This window comes from Acidocella sp. (genome assembly GCF_028687955.1).
In the GTDB taxonomy this organism is placed as follows: domain Bacteria; phylum Pseudomonadota; class Alphaproteobacteria; order Acetobacterales; family Acetobacteraceae; genus Acidocella.
The window spans coordinates 1-14,088 of record NZ_JAQTZC010000062.1; the positions used below are offsets into that span (position 1 = coordinate 1).

Annotated in this window: 13 protein-coding genes; 5 read left to right on the plus strand and 8 right to left on the minus strand. The window is 65.0% G+C overall.

What is annotated here, in order from left to right:
* The 3 genes from PHE40_RS08765 to PHE40_RS08775 all read left to right on the plus strand — a co-directional run.
* Positions 1–1,260, plus strand: a 1,260-nt coding sequence (locus tag PHE40_RS08765; protein ID WP_299960886.1) for an acetyl-CoA C-acetyltransferase, incomplete at its 5' end; no start/stop codon positions are given.
* Positions 1,261–1,751: 491 nt separating this feature from the next.
* A complete protein-coding gene (locus PHE40_RS08770) occupies positions 1,752–2,591 on the plus strand; it encodes a class I SAM-dependent methyltransferase (RefSeq protein ID WP_299960888.1) in 840 nt (279 codons plus the stop codon).
* A 17-nt stretch (positions 2,592–2,608) separates the two neighbouring features.
* Positions 2,609–3,241: an MBL fold metallo-hydrolase gene (locus tag PHE40_RS08775; protein ID WP_299960890.1), complete on the plus strand. Its 633-nt coding sequence runs from the start codon at positions 2,609–2,611 to the stop codon at positions 3,239–3,241.
* Between the two features lie 7 nt (positions 3,242–3,248).
* Here the strand turns inward: PHE40_RS08775 and PHE40_RS08780 are convergent, their stop codons facing one another.
* The 8 genes from PHE40_RS08780 to PHE40_RS08815 form a co-directional block, all read right to left on the minus strand.
* Complete coding sequence (locus tag PHE40_RS08780; RefSeq protein ID WP_299960892.1) at positions 3,249–3,920, minus strand: metallophosphoesterase; 672 nt, start codon at positions 3,918–3,920, stop codon at positions 3,249–3,251.
* On the minus strand, positions 3,917–5,320 hold the full coding sequence (locus PHE40_RS08785) for a deoxyribodipyrimidine photo-lyase (RefSeq protein WP_299960894.1): 1,404 nt from the start codon (positions 5,318–5,320) through the stop codon (positions 3,917–3,919). The genes PHE40_RS08780 and PHE40_RS08785 overlap by 4 nt, the downstream gene beginning before the upstream one ends.
* On the minus strand, positions 5,317–6,003 hold the full coding sequence (locus PHE40_RS08790; protein ID WP_299960896.1) for a phosphoesterase: 687 nt from the start codon (positions 6,001–6,003) through the stop codon (positions 5,317–5,319). The genes PHE40_RS08785 and PHE40_RS08790 overlap by 4 nt, the downstream gene beginning before the upstream one ends.
* Positions 6,004–6,089: 86 nt before the next feature.
* Positions 6,090–8,765, minus strand: a complete 2,676-nt coding sequence (gene topA / locus PHE40_RS08795) for a type I DNA topoisomerase (RefSeq protein WP_299960898.1) — start codon at positions 8,763–8,765, stop codon at positions 6,090–6,092.
* 12 nt (positions 8,766–8,777) lie between these two features.
* The gene (gene dprA / locus PHE40_RS08800) at positions 8,778–9,914 is read right to left on the minus strand and encodes a DNA-processing protein DprA (RefSeq protein WP_299960900.1); all 1,137 of its coding nucleotides are present in this window, start codon (positions 9,912–9,914) and stop codon (positions 8,778–8,780) included.
* Complete coding sequence (gene plsY, locus PHE40_RS08805) at positions 9,914–10,495, minus strand: glycerol-3-phosphate 1-O-acyltransferase PlsY (RefSeq protein WP_299960902.1); 582 nt, start codon at positions 10,493–10,495, stop codon at positions 9,914–9,916. The genes dprA and plsY overlap by 1 nt, the downstream gene beginning before the upstream one ends.
* Complete coding sequence (locus PHE40_RS08810; RefSeq protein ID WP_299960904.1) at positions 10,492–11,760, minus strand: dihydroorotase family protein; 1,269 nt, start codon at positions 11,758–11,760, stop codon at positions 10,492–10,494. Before PHE40_RS08810 ends, plsY begins: the two co-directional genes overlap by 4 nt.
* Complete coding sequence (locus tag PHE40_RS08815; protein WP_299960906.1) at positions 11,757–12,683, minus strand: aspartate carbamoyltransferase catalytic subunit; 927 nt, start codon at positions 12,681–12,683, stop codon at positions 11,757–11,759. Before PHE40_RS08815 ends, PHE40_RS08810 begins: the two co-directional genes overlap by 4 nt.
* Before the next feature lie 137 nt (positions 12,684–12,820).
* On the opposite strand from PHE40_RS08815, the gene PHE40_RS08820 reads away from it, so the two are divergent.
* Positions 12,821–13,411: a Spy/CpxP family protein refolding chaperone gene (locus tag PHE40_RS08820; RefSeq protein WP_299960908.1), complete on the plus strand. Its 591-nt coding sequence runs from the start codon at positions 12,821–12,823 to the stop codon at positions 13,409–13,411.
* A gap of 101 nt (positions 13,412–13,512) precedes the next feature.
* Entirely contained in the window at positions 13,513–13,878 is a 366-nt protein-coding gene (locus PHE40_RS08825; RefSeq protein WP_299960761.1) for a Rieske (2Fe-2S) protein, read from the plus strand.
* The last annotated feature ends 210 nt before the right edge of the window (positions 13,879–14,088 follow it).

A 14,088-nucleotide genomic window follows, 5' to 3' on the forward strand; every position in this document is an offset into this window, starting at 1 on the left:
ACAAAACCGGACCGCTGGCGCGGACAAATATTTTGGAGATATAACGTGACGGAAGTCTGGATTTGCGAGCCTGTGAGAACGGCAATTGGCCGCTTTGGCGGTGTCTATAGGGACGTCTCAGCGGTGACCCTGGGCAGTGCCGTCGTCGCGGGTCTCCTCGAGCGCACCAAGCTCCCGGGCGATGCGGTCGAAGACGTGCTGTTCGCCCAATGCTATCCGACCATGGATGCTCCGGCCGCAGGTCGCGTCATCGCCCTCAACGCCGGGTTGCCGATCGGTGTCGGCGGCCTCCAAATCGACAGGCGTTGCGGGTCCGGTCTCCAGGCGATCATTTATGCGGTCATGCAGGTTGCCAGCGGCGGATCAGAGCTTGTCATCGCCGGTGGCGCGGAGTCGATGAGCAACGCGCCTTTCTACAATAGCGGCACGCGATGGGGCGTGAAGGGAGAAGCGATCAGTTTTGTCGACGCCTTGGCACGTGGCCGCGTAACAGCCGGGGGTAAAAACTTCCCCGTACCAGGCGGCATGCTGGAGACCGCGGAGAATCTGCGGCGTGACTATGGCATAACGCGTGAAGAACAGGACGCCTTAGCACTTGAATCCCAGCGCAGGGCGGTAAGCGCGCAGCAGGCTGGCCGCTTCGCCGAGGAGATCATTCCAATCGACGTCCCCAATCGTCGCGGCTCGGTCAGAATCGAGGTCGACGAGCATCCGCGTGCAGATGCCACGCTCGAGGCACTGGCGTCGCTAAAGCCGATCCGGGGAAGTGTCGATCCCGAGGCGACCGTGACCGCCGGCAATGCCAGTGGCCAGAATGACGGTGCCTCTGCGGCAATCGTCTGCACCGCCGACATGGCGCACCGCCATGGACTGAAGCCTTATGCGCGGCTCGTATCCTGGGCCGTCGCCGGCGTCGAGCCGAAGCTGATGGGCATCGGTCCGGTCCCATCGGTCGGCAAGGCGCTCGACCGGGCCGGGCTGACCTTCGGCGACATCGACCTCATCGAGCTCAACGAAGCTTTTGCCGCGCAGGTCCTCGCTTGCACGCGTGCCTGGGGCTTTGCCGAAAGCGACTTCGCGCGGATGAACGTCAACGGTTCGGGCATATCGCTCGGTCATCCCGTCGGCGCGACCGGCGGCCGCATCCTCGCGACGTTGCTGCGCGAAATGGAACGCCGCGAAGCGCGCTACGGCATCGAGACCATGTGCATCGGCGGAGGACAAGGGCTCGCGGCGGTATTCGAGCGGGTCAAGGCCTGAGCCAGCGCAAGCTCCGGATGACGATGTTTACAGCGTGCAGAGCGCGTCAGCTATGATCGTGAATAGGGTCACCTTGCTTTTCGTCCCCGCGGAACCCAAGGCAGCAGCTCGCACCTCTCTTGCGGAGATTTCCCACTAATACCAGCCCGCCAAGAGCTTGACTCTCTGGGTTTGGTGGCGGGCTGGTATAAGCTCTTGATTTTGCGCGCGGCCGCCCCACCAGCCCCGCGCGCATACCAGTCAGCCTCAATCGGGGCTGGTATAAGGCGTGATCAGACGCATCAATGATGTACGATCACTATGGTTTGCAGAAGATGTCGCGGCGCTCAGTGCCAAAAAGGTTGTTGGCGTGATGTGGCCCAAACCTGGCTGGCGCGGTCACAGACAATTTTCGTATCATAAACCCAACAAAATACCGGATTCTGACTTGATCGGGGTATGTGATAAATATTTTGACGATTAACAATCGAGTGGGAGTAGGGGCACGCCACATGGAAAACACAGCGAACGCGGCGCAGGTTGACTACTGGAACGCGCTGGCCGGGCAGAGCTGGGCGCGCTTTCAGACGCAGCTGGACCGCCAGATAGACCCGCTGGGGCGCGAGGCGATACGGGTTTTGGCGCCACGCGCCGGTGAGCGAATTCTCGATATTGGCTGCGGCTGCGGCCAGACCACGATGGAGCTGGCGGCGCTGACCGGGGCTGACGGTTATGTGAAAGGGGCGGATATTTCAGTGCCGATGCTCGAGATCGCAAAGGCGCGGCCGGTGCCGCCGGGTGCGGTGGCGCCGGTGTTCGAGCAGGCGGATGCACAGGTGGCCAGCTTTGGCGATGGGGCGTTCGATGCCGCGTTCAGCCGGTTCGGGGTGATGTTCTTCGCCGATCCCGTGGCGGCTTTCGCCAATATCCGTAAGGCGTTGCGCGCGGGCGGGCGGCTCGCGTTCGTGTGCTGGCGGCCGTTTGCGGAAAATGTGTGGATGCGCGCGCCGCAGCAGGCGGCGGCCCCGTTCATGCCGGAAAGCCCGCCCGCGGACCCCACGGCGCCCGGCCCGTTCGCTTTTGCCGATGCCGGGCGGCTGCGCGGGATTTTAGGCGATGCCGGGTTCAAGGACATTGCGATCGAGAAATTCGACGGCCTGATCGGCGGCGGGGATCTGGAGCAGAGCCTGGAGCTTTCGCTGCGCGTTGGCCCGCTGGGTGGCACATTGCGCGAGCATCCGGAGCTGGTTAGCAAGGTTAGCGCGGCGGTGAAGGCCGCGCTGGCTGGATATATGACCCCCCAGGGCGTGCTGATGCCAGCCGCAACCTGGATTGTGCGGGCACAGGCGTAAGCGGAGAGTGTAGGGCCATGACATTGCAGATTGCGGTTATTCCGGTCACGCCGCTTCAGCAGAATTGCACGCTGGTGTGGAACGCGGAGAGTTTGCTGGGCGCGGTGGTGGACCCTGGCGGCGATGTGCCGCAGCTGCTCGCGGCGATTAAGCAGGCCGGGATTACGGTGACGGATATTTTCCTCACGCACGGGCATCTTGACCATGCCGGGGGCGCGGCGGAGCTGGCGGCGGCGCTGGGGGTGAAGATCACCGGGCCGGGGGTTGAGGATAAATTCCTCCTCGATGGCATCGCCGCCCAAGCGAAGAGCTTCGGGTTTCACGCGCAGAACTGCACGCCGGACATCTGGCTGCGCGAGGGTGACAAAGTGAGCATGGGAGGCGCGGAATTCGAGGTGCTGCACTGCCCGGGGCATACGCCAGGGCATATGGTGTTCATTAACCACGAAGCGAACTTCGGGATGGTGGGCGATGTGCTGTTCCGCAACTCCATCGGGCGCACTGATTTTCCGTATGGCGATACGGATGCCCTGCTGGAGGCGATCGCGGCCAAGCTGCTCGTGCTGCCGGATGATTTCACCTTCATCTGTGGCCATGGCCCAAACTCGACCATCGGCGCCGAGAAGCGCAGCAATCCGTTCCTGCGGTAGCGCTTCGTTACGGCAGGTCTATGTCCATCCAGGACAGATGCCCGCCCTTACCGGCGCCGGTATCAAGAAACACAGCGCGGCCTCCCGCCCGCCCGGCGCGGATGTAGGGACGGCCGTCAGTGCTGCGCTGGTCGTGGCCGCAATAGAGCGTGATGCCCGGTGGAATATCATCCACCCAGCGCAGCAGGCGCTCAGGCTTGCCCGCACCCGTGACGCGCCCGGTCGTCTGGCCGTAAAGCGCGCGGGCGAGCAACGGCCCCGGGCGGCCCGGCGGGAAAGGCGGCGGGGGTTGGCCCAGCATGCCGGGGTGGAACCCGCCGTGGATGAAAATCGCGGCTGGGGCGATGATCCAGGCGGGGGCCTGGGAAATGACCTCCAGCGTGTGCGCGCGCATGGAAGCGGGCAGCTCGGCCAGGGTGCGGGCGACGCCGGGGCCATGCACCTTGTCGCCACGCAAGGCGCGGGCAAGCTTGAAATCATGATTGCCGAGCAGGAACAGGCCGCGGCCTTCATCAATCAGGCGGAACATGACAGCAAGAGCGCCGGGGGTGTCGGGTCCGTCGTCAACCAGATCTCCCAGCTGCACGATGAAACGATCCGTCTCCGCGGCGATGGCAAAGGCCCTGGAATCGCCATGCACATCGCCCACCACGCGCAGGCACGGCGGCAAAGGCTTCATTTTTCTCTTAGTGCTGCATAAGCGGCCAATGCCCGCGCCCTTCCTTCCGCCAGTGACACTATGGGATATGGATAGCTTGTTCCTAGTTTAACACCGGCGCCGAGGAGAATTTGCGGCGGAACCTCCCAGGGGGCGTGGATGCCGCGATCCGGCAGGCGGGCCAGTTCGGGGACGTATCGGCGGACATAGGCGCCGGCGGGGTCAAACTTCTGGCCCTGCAGAACCGGGTTGAAGATGCGAAAATAGGGCGCGGCATCAGCGCCGCAGCCCGCCACCCATTGCCAGGAGGCGGCGTTGGCGGCTTCATCCGCCTCGCAGAGCGTGTCCCAGAACCAGGCCTCGCCAAGCTGCCAAGGCAGCAGCAGGTGCTTCACCAGATAGGAGGCGCAGATCATACGCACGCGGTTGTGCATCCAGCCGGTCTGCCATAGCTCGCGCATGCCGGCGTCGACGATGGGGATGCCGGTTTGTCCGCGCTGCCAGGCGCGCAGGGCAGGGGCGTTCTCAGCCCAGGGGAAGCCGGTGAATTCGGCGCGGATGGGCCGGGTGCGCAAATCGCGGTGCTGCCAAAGCAGGTTGATGGAAAATTCGCGCCAGAGCAGCTCCTTCAGGAAGGTTTTAACGCCCGGCGACTCACCTAGGGCAGCGGCGCGGTGCCAGACGAAGCGCGGCGAGATTTCACCGAAATGCACATGCGGGGAGAGGCGCGAGGTGCCGGGCAGGGCGGGAATATCGCGCGCCGTGGCGTAATCGCGCACAGGTTTGCTCAGGAATTCATCCAACCGGGCATGGGCGCCAGCCTCGCCGGGGGTCCAGCTGGCGCGCAGGCCGGCGGCCCAGTCAGGCTTTGCAGGGAGCAGGGACCAGTCCGCCAAGGCATCGCCGGAGATGCCGGGCAGCCCTGGAATATGCACCGGGGTAGGGCAGCACGCCTCCGGCACCCCGGTGCTGAAGCAGGCATTGGCGAAGGGGGTGTAAACGCCGTACGCCCCGCCGGTTTTGGTTTGTATCCGCTCCGGCGCGAACAGGCTGGTGGAGAGGTGGCGGTGGAAGCCCACGTTATGCGCGCGCAGGGCGGCGTCCACGGCGCGGTCGGCATCGCGCAGGGCGGGTTCGAAACTACGGGCGGCATGCACGGCGGTAGCGCCGGTTTGCGCGGCCAGCTCGGGGATGATGCGGGCCGGATCGCCCCGGCGGAGCACCAGCGTGGCGCCGCGCTGGGCGAAATCAGCCTGCAGGCTGCTGAGCGAATGGTGCAGCCACCAGCGGCTGGCGGCGCCCATCTGTTCATCGAGGATATAAACCGGCAGCACGGGGCCACCCCCGGCGAGGGCGGCGGCCAGGGCTGGGTTGTCGTGCAGCCGCAGGTCGTTGCGCAACCAGAGGAGCGCAGGCGTCATGCCACCTCGGCCATGCGGCCCAGTTGCTCCAGCGCGAAAGAGAAGAGCTGATCCTGCCCGAGCAGGAACACGCGCAGGCCGCGCGGGAAGAAGCGGGAAATGGCGGGATCGTGCACATCCAGCCCGCCACCTGGCGCGCCGAAGGCGGGTAGCATGAGCCGGTTGCCCCCGGTGACGAAACACGGGCGGCTGACGCGCTTGGCGCGGGCATCGATGCTGGCTTTTGGCTGGAAATAGCCCGAGACCTCGAACGCGCGCGGCCCAAGCTGCGGCCCGGCGGCGTGGCGGAAGGTAAAAGCGCCCTCGCGGTAAAGCGGGACGTAAACGCCCGGCAGGCCAGCGGCCGCATCGGGTTTATCGGACACCCAGATGAAGCTCGCCTCACGGGCCATCACCTCGATCTGCGCGCGTTCATCCTTGGCCAGCAGGCTGCTGGCGCCGCGGCCGGGGAAATCGCGGCCGAGGATGACAACCTTCGCCGGGCGGTACAGGCGCAAAAGCCGGTTGAGCCGCTCCAGCGTGGCCTTGCCGCCCTGCGGCACGAGCTGGCGTGGAGCGCCTGTCATGGCTGGCGCGAGATGCAGATCAGCCGCGATGAGAATACGCCGCGCCGGCCAGAAGGCGGCGCCGGCGGGGTCGAGCATAAAGCGTTCATCGCGCAGGTGAATGGGGGCGGCGGTCATGCGCTGCAACAAGCATATTCTGCCCTTTTGGGCTACGGATAAATTACCGGCTCAGGCAATTTCAACGCGGCTCTTCGCCGGGCGGCTCAGGCCGGCACCTTTGCCTTGGCGGCGGGTTTCGCTTTCGGCTTGGCCGGGGGTTTCGCTTTCGCGGGGGGCTTGGGCTTTGCGGCCTTCACCGCTGGTTCGGCCTTGGCTTTTGCCTTGGCCGCGGGTTTTTTCGCGGCTCCTTTTTTGCCCTTGGGTACGATGACCTTGCCCTTTTCGGCCAGCAGCGCCACCGCCTGGTCCAGGGTGACATCCGCCAACTCCACGTCGCGCGGCAGGTTGGCAACCACATTGCCCCATTGCGCATAGGGGCCGAAGCGGCCCTTGCGGGCGACCACGGGCGCGCCATCCTTCGGATGATCGCCCAGGCTGCGGATGGAATCCTGTTTTTTGCCGATCAGGTTCATAGCCCGATTGAGGCCGATGTGGAGCACGTCATCGTCACGGTCGAGCGAGGCAAAAATGGCGCCCATTTTCACATAGGGGCCAAAACGGCCAACCCCGGCCTCGATCTTCTGGCCGGATTCGGGGTGCAGGCCGACCAGACGCGGGAGCGAGAGCAGGCCCAGCGCATCATCCAGAGTCAGCGCCTCGGGGTCCATGCCCTTGGTTAGCGAGGAGCGCTTGGGCTTGGCCTTCTTATCCGCCGGGTCAGGCTCGCCCTGTTGCACATAAAGCCCGTAAGGACCGCGTTTTAATGTAATATCTTCGCCAGTGCCGGGGTGTTTGCCGAGTAGGCGCATGCCGTCCTTCAGGCTCTCATCCGGGTTGTCGCCACCATCGATGGCGAGTTTGCGGGTGTACTGGCAGGTGGGATAATTTGAGCAGCCGATGAAGCTGCCAAAGCGCCCGAGTTTCAAGCCGATGCGCCCGGTGCCACAGGCGGGGCAGGAGCGCGGGTCGGTGCCGTCCTCGCGGGGTGGGAAGAAATGCGGGCCGAGGTCGGCGTCCAGCGCGTCGATGACGTCGGAAATTTTGAGGTCTTTGGTCTGCGCCACGGCAGCGGAAAAATCGTCCCAGAAGGCGCGCAGTACATCGCGCCAGCGCATCTTGCCTTCGGCGATCTCGTCGAGCTGCTCCTCCAGCGCGGCGGTGAAGCCAGTGTCCACATAACGCGCGAAGAAGCTGGTGAGGAAGGCGGTGACGAGGCGGCCGCGGTCCTCGGGGATGAAGCGGCGGGCTTCCAGGCGGACGTAATTGCGGTCGCGCAGGACTGTGAGGATGGAGGCGTAGGTGGAGGGGCGGCCGATGCCCAGCTCCTCCATCTTTTTCACCAGCGAGGCCTCGGAATAGCGCGGCGGCGGCTGGGTGAAGTGCTGCGTGGCGTCCACCTTGGCGGTTTTCGCGGGGTCGCCCTTGCCGATAGGCGGCAGCAGGCGGGAGTCCTCGTCATCCGCGGAGGCGTCGTCCTGGTCCTCGTGGTAGAGCTTCAAAAATCCGTCAAAGGCCAACACGGAGCCGGTGGCGCGCAGGGTCTGGCCCCCCGCTTGCCCTGGTGGGCTGTCGGTCATGTCCACGGCGGTCTGGTCAAGCTCGGCGGCGGACATCTGGCAGGCCATGGCGCGCTTGTAGATCAGCTCGTAGAGCCGGGCCTGCTCAGCGCCCAGCATGCGGCCGACGCGCTCGGGCTTCAGGGCGATGTCGGTGGGGCGGATGGCTTCATGGGCCTCCTGTGCGTTTTTCGACTTGGAGATGTATTCGCGCGGGGCCACGGGGATGTAGTCCGGGCCGAAATCGGATTTGATCTGCGCGCGGATGGCGGTGACGGCCTCCTTGGCGAGCTGCACGCCGTCAGTTCGCATGTAGGTGATGAGGCCCACGGTCTCGCCGCCGATGTCGATGCCTTCATAGAGCTGCTGCGCGAGGCGCATGGTCTGCTGCGAGGAGAAGCCGAGCTTGCGGCTGGCCTCCTGCTGCAAGGTGGAGGTGATGAAGGGCGGCGGCGGGTTGCGCCTGGTGCGTTTTTTATCAACCTGGGCGACGGTGAAGTTGCCGGATTTGACCGCTTCCCTGGCCGCCAGCGCCTTGGCTTCATCGTTAAGGTCGAACTGATCGAGCTTCTTGCCCTGGTAATGCGTGAGGCGGGCAGGGAAGGGCGCGCCGGCCGGGGTGAGCATACCGGCCTCGATGGTCCAGTATTCCCGGGATTTGAAAACCTCGATCTCGGCCTCGCGCTCGCAGATGAGGCGCAATGAGACCGATTGCACCCGCCCGGCGGATTTGCTGCCTGGCAGCTTGCGCCAGAGCACCGGCGAGAGGGTGAAGCCGACCAGATAATCCAGCGCGCGGCGCGCCATGTAGGCCTCGATGAGCGGCTGATCCAGCTCGCGCGGGTGGGCCATCGCGTTTTTCACCGCGGATTTGGTGATCTCGTTGAAGGTGACGCGCAGCACGTTGACACCCTTGAGGGCGTTCTTATCCTCCAGCATCGCGCGTACATGCCAGGAGATGGCTTCGCCCTCACGATCAGGGTCAGTCGCCAGATAGAGGGTTTTGGCGCCCTTCAGCGCGCGGGCGATCTCGCCCATATGCTTGTTGCCGCGCTCATCGGCCTCCCAGGACATGGCAAAATCTTCATCCGGGCGCACTGAGCCGTCTTTGGGCGGTAGGTCGCGCACATGGCCAAAGGAGGCCAGGACCTTATAGGAATCGCCGAGATATTTGTTGATTGTCTTGGCTTTGGAGGGGGATTCGACGACGACGATATCAGTCAAGAACCGTTCCAATCATAGGTCGGCGAAGCGCGCGACACGGTTACCGGTAAGGGTTTCCACCCTCCCCGCGAGTTCAAGCTCAAGTAGAACCGCCGTGACGGCGGCACCCGACAACTGGCAGCGCCGGGCGATCTCGTCAACTCCGACCGGATCGGCGCTGATCAGCGCGGGGATTTCCAGGCGCGCGCGGGCGAGTTCGCGCAGGCCCCCGGCGGGATCTGTCCAGGCTGGCGGCGGCTCGGCGAAACCAGAAGGTGCGCCATGCTGGAACATCGGATCACGGCCCAGGCCTTGGCGGGCGGGGTGGTCCGGCAGGTTGGCCAGAACGTCGGCGGCGGTTTCGGTAAGGTGGGCGCCCTGGCGGATGAGATCATTGGCGCCCTGGGAGCGCGGGTCCAGCGGGGAGCCGGGGACGCCGAAGAGTTCGCGCCCCGCCTCCAGCGCCATGCGGGCGGTGAGCAGCGAACCGGAGCGGGCCGCCGCCTCAATGATCACAAGGCCCAGCACCAGCCCGGCTATGATGCGGTTGCGCTTGGGGAAATGGCGGGCGATGGGCGCGGTGCCGAGCGGCGCCTCGGCCACCACGGCGCCGTGTTGCGCGATCAGGCGTTGTAGCTTCTCGTTCTCGGGCGGGTAGGGCAGGTCCAGCCCGCCCGCGATCACCGCGATGGTCTTGCCGGTGCGCAGGGCGCCGGTATGGGCGGCGGCGTCTATCCCGCGCGCCAGGCCGGAAACGACAGCGAGGGAGCCGGCCAGTTCCGCGCCAAGGGATTCAGCCAGGCGCATGCCATTGGCCGAGGCGTTGCGCGCCCCGACGATGCCGATGGCGCGGCTGTGAAGCAGGCTGACATCGCCCAGAACGGCGATGACCGGCGGCGCGTCAGGCAACTGGGCCAGATATTCGGGATAGTCCGGCGTGCCGAGAAAGATGAACCGGCCGCCGAGGCGGGCGAGGGCGGTGAACTCGCGTTCCACCTCCTCAGCCGGGGGAATGCGCGGCGCGGTGGCGCGGCCGCCGCTACGGGCCAGCTCGGGCAGGGCAGCCAGGGCTTCGGCCGGGGTCTCAAAGCGCGCGAGCAGGCGGCGGTAGGTGATGGGGCCGACGCTCTCGGTGCGGACCAGGCGCAGGCGGTCAATATCCAGGCGCATCACGCCTTCTGGCCGATTTTAGGCTCGGTGCCGGCCAGCAGCCGCGCGATGTTGGCGCGATGCTTCCAGAATACCAGCGCCGTGATGATGGCCGCCAACAAGGCAGTTTTCCAGGATTGGAAATACCAGGCGGCAACGGGGGAGACGGCGAAGGTGGAGAGCGCCGCGAGCGAGGAACGGCGCAATGTCGCCGCAACAGCAAGCCAGAGCGCGCAGCACAGCGCCCCCAGCGGCCAGCACACGCCCCAGAACACGCCAAGCCCCGTAGCAACGCCCTTGCCGCCCTTGAAACCCAGCCAAACTGGATAAAGATGGCCGAGAAACACCGCCAGCGAGGCCAGAAACACGCCGCCATGGCCATAATGGCGCACGAAGACCACCACCAGCGTGCCCTTCAGCGCGTCCAGCGCCAGGGTGGCGGCGGCGAGCTTTTTGTTGCCGGTACGCAGCACATTTGTGGCGCCGATGTTGCCTGAGCCGAAGGCGCGGATGTCCCCCAGCCCGGCGGCGCGGGTGAGCAGCAGGCCAAAGGGGATGGACCCCGCCATATAGGCGAACACGCAAAGCAGAAAAATCGTCATCCGTAGACCCTTACACCGGCTTTCCAGGTGCCGAGCACCACGCCTTCCAGCGCGCGGCCGTCAAAGGGCGTGTTCTGCGCCTTGCCCGGCATCTGCCCGGCGCTCACCTGCCAGGAGCGCTCCGGGTGGAACAGGCACAAATCGGCCGGCGCGCTTTTGGCGATGACACCCGCGTTGATGCCAAGCCACGCGGCCGGGCGGGCGGTGAGCAGGGCCAGCGCCTGGGGCAATGTGAGATGGCCGGATTGCACTTGCGCCAAGGTGACGCCAAGCAGCGTTGCCAGCCCGGCGCCGCCGGGCGAGGCCTCGGCGAAGGGGAGGCGCTTGTCATCGGCGTCGCGCGGCTGATGGTCGGAGGCAATGGCGTCGATCGTGCCGTCCCGCAACCCGGCCAGCACGGCCTGACGGTCAGCCTCCGCACGCAGCGGCGGCGAGAGCTTGGCATAGGTGCGGTAGCCGCCGATGGCGGTCTCGTTGAGGTCAAAATAGGGCGGGGCGGTGTCGCAGGTCACGCGCAGGCCCTTGTCCTTGCCCTGGCGGATGAGCGCCAGGGCTTCGGCGGTGGTGACATGGGCGAAATGCACCGCGCCATCGGCCAGTTCCGCCAGGCGGATATCACGCGCGACACAGATGGCCTCAGCAGCGGCGGGGATGCCGGGCAGGCCCATCCAGCTGGCGCGTGCCCCGCTGGTGGCGGCGCCGCCCTTGGCCAGCTCATAATCCTCGGGGTGCTGCACGATGCGCATGCCAAAGCCGCTGGCGTAGCTCAGAGCCAGACGCATCAGGCGCGAGGAGGCGATGGTTTTGGTGCCGTCAGTGAAGGCGATGGCCCCGGCGGCTTTCAACAGCCCGTATTCGGCCAGCTCCTGCCCGGCGCAGCCGCGCGTGGCGGCGGCATAGGGCAGCAGGCTGACACTGCCGGTCTCAGCGCCACGCGCGATGATGAGCTGGACCAGGGCGGGGTCGTCGATGGGGGGGGAGCTGTCAGGCAGCACGGCAATGGTGGTGATGCCGCCTGCTGCCGCCGCCGCCGCCGCGCTGGCGATGGTCTCGCGGTATTCAAACCCCGGCTCGCCGAGGCTGGCGCGCATATCCACCAGGCCGGGGCAGAGCACCGCGCCCTCGGCCTCGACAATTTTGGCGCTGTCAGGCTGGCCGAGCGAGGGGCCAAAATCAGAAATGCGGCCATTCTTCACCAGCAACTCACCCTCAACCAGGGCCTGCGCGGCGCTGTCCAGATATCTGATTTTACGGAACAGAATCATAGGATGTCTCCGCGCGCCAGGGAGTCCAGTACGGCCATGCGCACGGCCACGCCCATTTCCACCTGCTCCTTGATGACCGAACGCACCGGGTCGTCGGCAACGTCGCTGTCAATCTCGACGCCGCGATTCATCGGGCCAGGATGCATCACCAGCGCATCAGGCTTTGCGAAGCCGAGCTTGCGGCGGTCCAGCCCGTAATAGGCGAAGAATTCACGTGAGGAGGGGATCAGCCCGCCCGACATGCGCTCTTTTTGCAGGCGCAGGGCCATCACGATGTCAGCGCCGCGCAAACCCTCCTCCATGTCATGACAAACGGTGACGCCCGCGGCTTCAATGCCAGAGGGAATGAGCGTGGGCGGGCCGACAACCCGCACGAAATTGCCCATCATGGTAAGCAGCAGAATGTTGGAGCGCGCGACGCGCGAATGCGCGATGTCGCCGCAGATCGCCACGGTGAGGCCGGAGATGCGCCCCTTGCGGCGGCGGATGGTCAGGGCATCAAGCAGCGCCTGGGTGGGGTGCTCATGCGTGCCATCCCCGGCATTGATGACCGAGGCTTCAACCTTCTGCGCCAACAGGGCCGGGGCGCCGGAGCGGTTGTGGCGCACCACCAGCAGATCGCAGTTCATGGCGTTGAGGGTCGCCGCCGTGTCCAGCAGGGTCTCGCCCTTAGTGACCGAGGAGGTGGAGACGGACATGTTGATCACATCCGCGCCCAGGCGCTTGCCGGCCAGCTCGAAACTGGTGCGGGTGCGGGTGGAATCCTCGAAGAAGAGGTTGATGAGCGTGCGCCCGCGCAGGGAATCCCGTTGGGTTTTGCCGGAACGGTTGAGGAGGACGTAGCTCTCCGCGAGGTCGAGCAACGAGGTGACGGCGACGGGGTTTAACCCCTCGATACCGAGCAGATGCTTAGGAGATGTCATTAAAGCCCGGTTAGACCACACTCACCCGCGTTGTGTGAAGAGTTCGGCGCAAATTATCATCCTGTTGTTGACACAGATCATGGCACGCCGGTGCTGGTTGCTGCCAGTAGAGCATACGCAAAGTAAGGAGTTATGCGATGCGGCCTTTAAGTGGACTTGCGGTTTTCGCCAGCGCGGTTTTGTTGTTCGGGGGGCTGGCGGCGTATTCCGCCGCGCAGACAACGCCGGATCAGGCGGCGCCCACAGCCAATTACGGCCCCGGCATGATGAACGGCTGGGCGCCTGGTGGCTGGGGGCATGGCATCGGCAAAACCGGACCAGGCGGGCCGGGCAGGGTGGATGTGTTCGATTCACTGAAGCAGGCGTTGAACATCACGGCGGCGCAGGGCGCGGCGTGGGACGCATACACAACCGCCGTGACCACGGCTGACCACACCATGTGGACGGGTATGCGCGCACTTTGGCAAAACAACACCACCGCCGCAAAAGATCCGGATGCGCGCTTCAACCTGATGCGCCAGATGATCGACCTGCGTAAGCAGGATTTTGACGCGCAACAGGCTGCCGCCAAGGCTCTGCTGCCGCATCTGAGCGCGTATCAGAGCGGGCAGGCCAGCGAGATTCTACCCGGGTTGGCCGAAGCCGGCAGGGGAGGGTGCGGTCGGGGCATTGGCCGGGATGGCTGGGGGCCTGGGATGATGATGGGGTTTGGCGGTCCGCCGCTCTGATACCAGGGTTCACACAGTTACCGCTTGAGAAATAAGCCCTCATGTCTTAGGAATGATAAGCTAAAGGCAGGCACGGACTTATTTCTCAGGGGGGAACCAGGATGAGCCAGATTGAAGCCGCCAAGTCCGGCGAGGTGAGCGAAGGCGCGCTGCATGCCATCAAAGTGGCGGGACACTCCATTGCGCTGACGCGCGTTGGCGGCAAGGTACAGGCGTTTGTGAACAAATGCCCGCACCTGGGCATGCCTCTGACCAAAGGCAAAATTGAGGGCGGGGCGGTAACCTGCCCGTTCCATGGCTCGAAGTTCGACATCTGTTCGGGCCGGAACGTGGACTGGGTGAAAAACTTCCTCGGGATGCCGTTGCCCGGCTGGGCGCAAAGTGCGCTGGCCATGGGCAAACAACCCGCCGGGCTGAAAACGCTAGCCGCGACAGAGAAGGACGGGGCGATTTTTCTGGAGGTTTAAGGCAAGGGGCGGCTGAGGTTTCCGGCCGCCTTTTCCTGGCCTCCACAAATCGCAGAATATATATTATGGAAAGAACCAGATGCTTAGGGTCTGTTGATAAATAATTGAATTGTGGAGGGGAATTCTGCTCTGGGGGGATTCCGGCGCGGTAAGCGAATATTCTAGACTCGGTGTATGGTTGACGAAGCAGGCATCCGACTGCGCTATCAA

Bases quoted from the DNA above. Each gene is read 5' to 3' on its own strand.
- PHE40_RS08770 (WP_299960888.1), top strand. From the start codon at position 1,752: ATGGAAAACACAGCGAACGCGGCGCAGGTTGACTACTGGAACGCGCTG.
- PHE40_RS08775 (WP_299960890.1), top strand. From the start codon at position 2,609: ATGACATTGCAGATTGCGGTTATTCCGGTCACGCCGCTTCAGCAGAAT.
- PHE40_RS08780 (WP_299960892.1), bottom strand. From the start codon at position 3,920: ATGAAGCCTTTGCCGCCGTGCCTGCGCGTGGTGGGCGATGTGCATGGC.
- PHE40_RS08785 (WP_299960894.1), bottom strand. From the start codon at position 5,320: ATGACGCCTGCGCTCCTCTGGTTGCGCAACGACCTGCGGCTGCACGAC.
- PHE40_RS08790 (WP_299960896.1), bottom strand. From the start codon at position 6,003: ATGACCGCCGCCCCCATTCACCTGCGCGATGAACGCTTTATGCTCGAC.
- dprA (WP_299960900.1), bottom strand. From the start codon at position 9,914: ATGCGCCTGGATATTGACCGCCTGCGCCTGGTCCGCACCGAGAGCGTC.
- plsY (WP_299960902.1), bottom strand. From the start codon at position 10,495: ATGACGATTTTTCTGCTTTGCGTGTTCGCCTATATGGCGGGGTCCATC.
- PHE40_RS08810 (WP_299960904.1), bottom strand. From the start codon at position 11,760: ATGATTCTGTTCCGTAAAATCAGATATCTGGACAGCGCCGCGCAGGCC.
- PHE40_RS08815 (WP_299960906.1), bottom strand. From the start codon at position 12,683: ATGACATCTCCTAAGCATCTGCTCGGTATCGAGGGGTTAAACCCCGTC.
- PHE40_RS08820 (WP_299960908.1), top strand. From the start codon at position 12,821: ATGCGGCCTTTAAGTGGACTTGCGGTTTTCGCCAGCGCGGTTTTGTTG.
- PHE40_RS08825 (WP_299960761.1), top strand. From the start codon at position 13,513: ATGAGCCAGATTGAAGCCGCCAAGTCCGGCGAGGTGAGCGAAGGCGCG.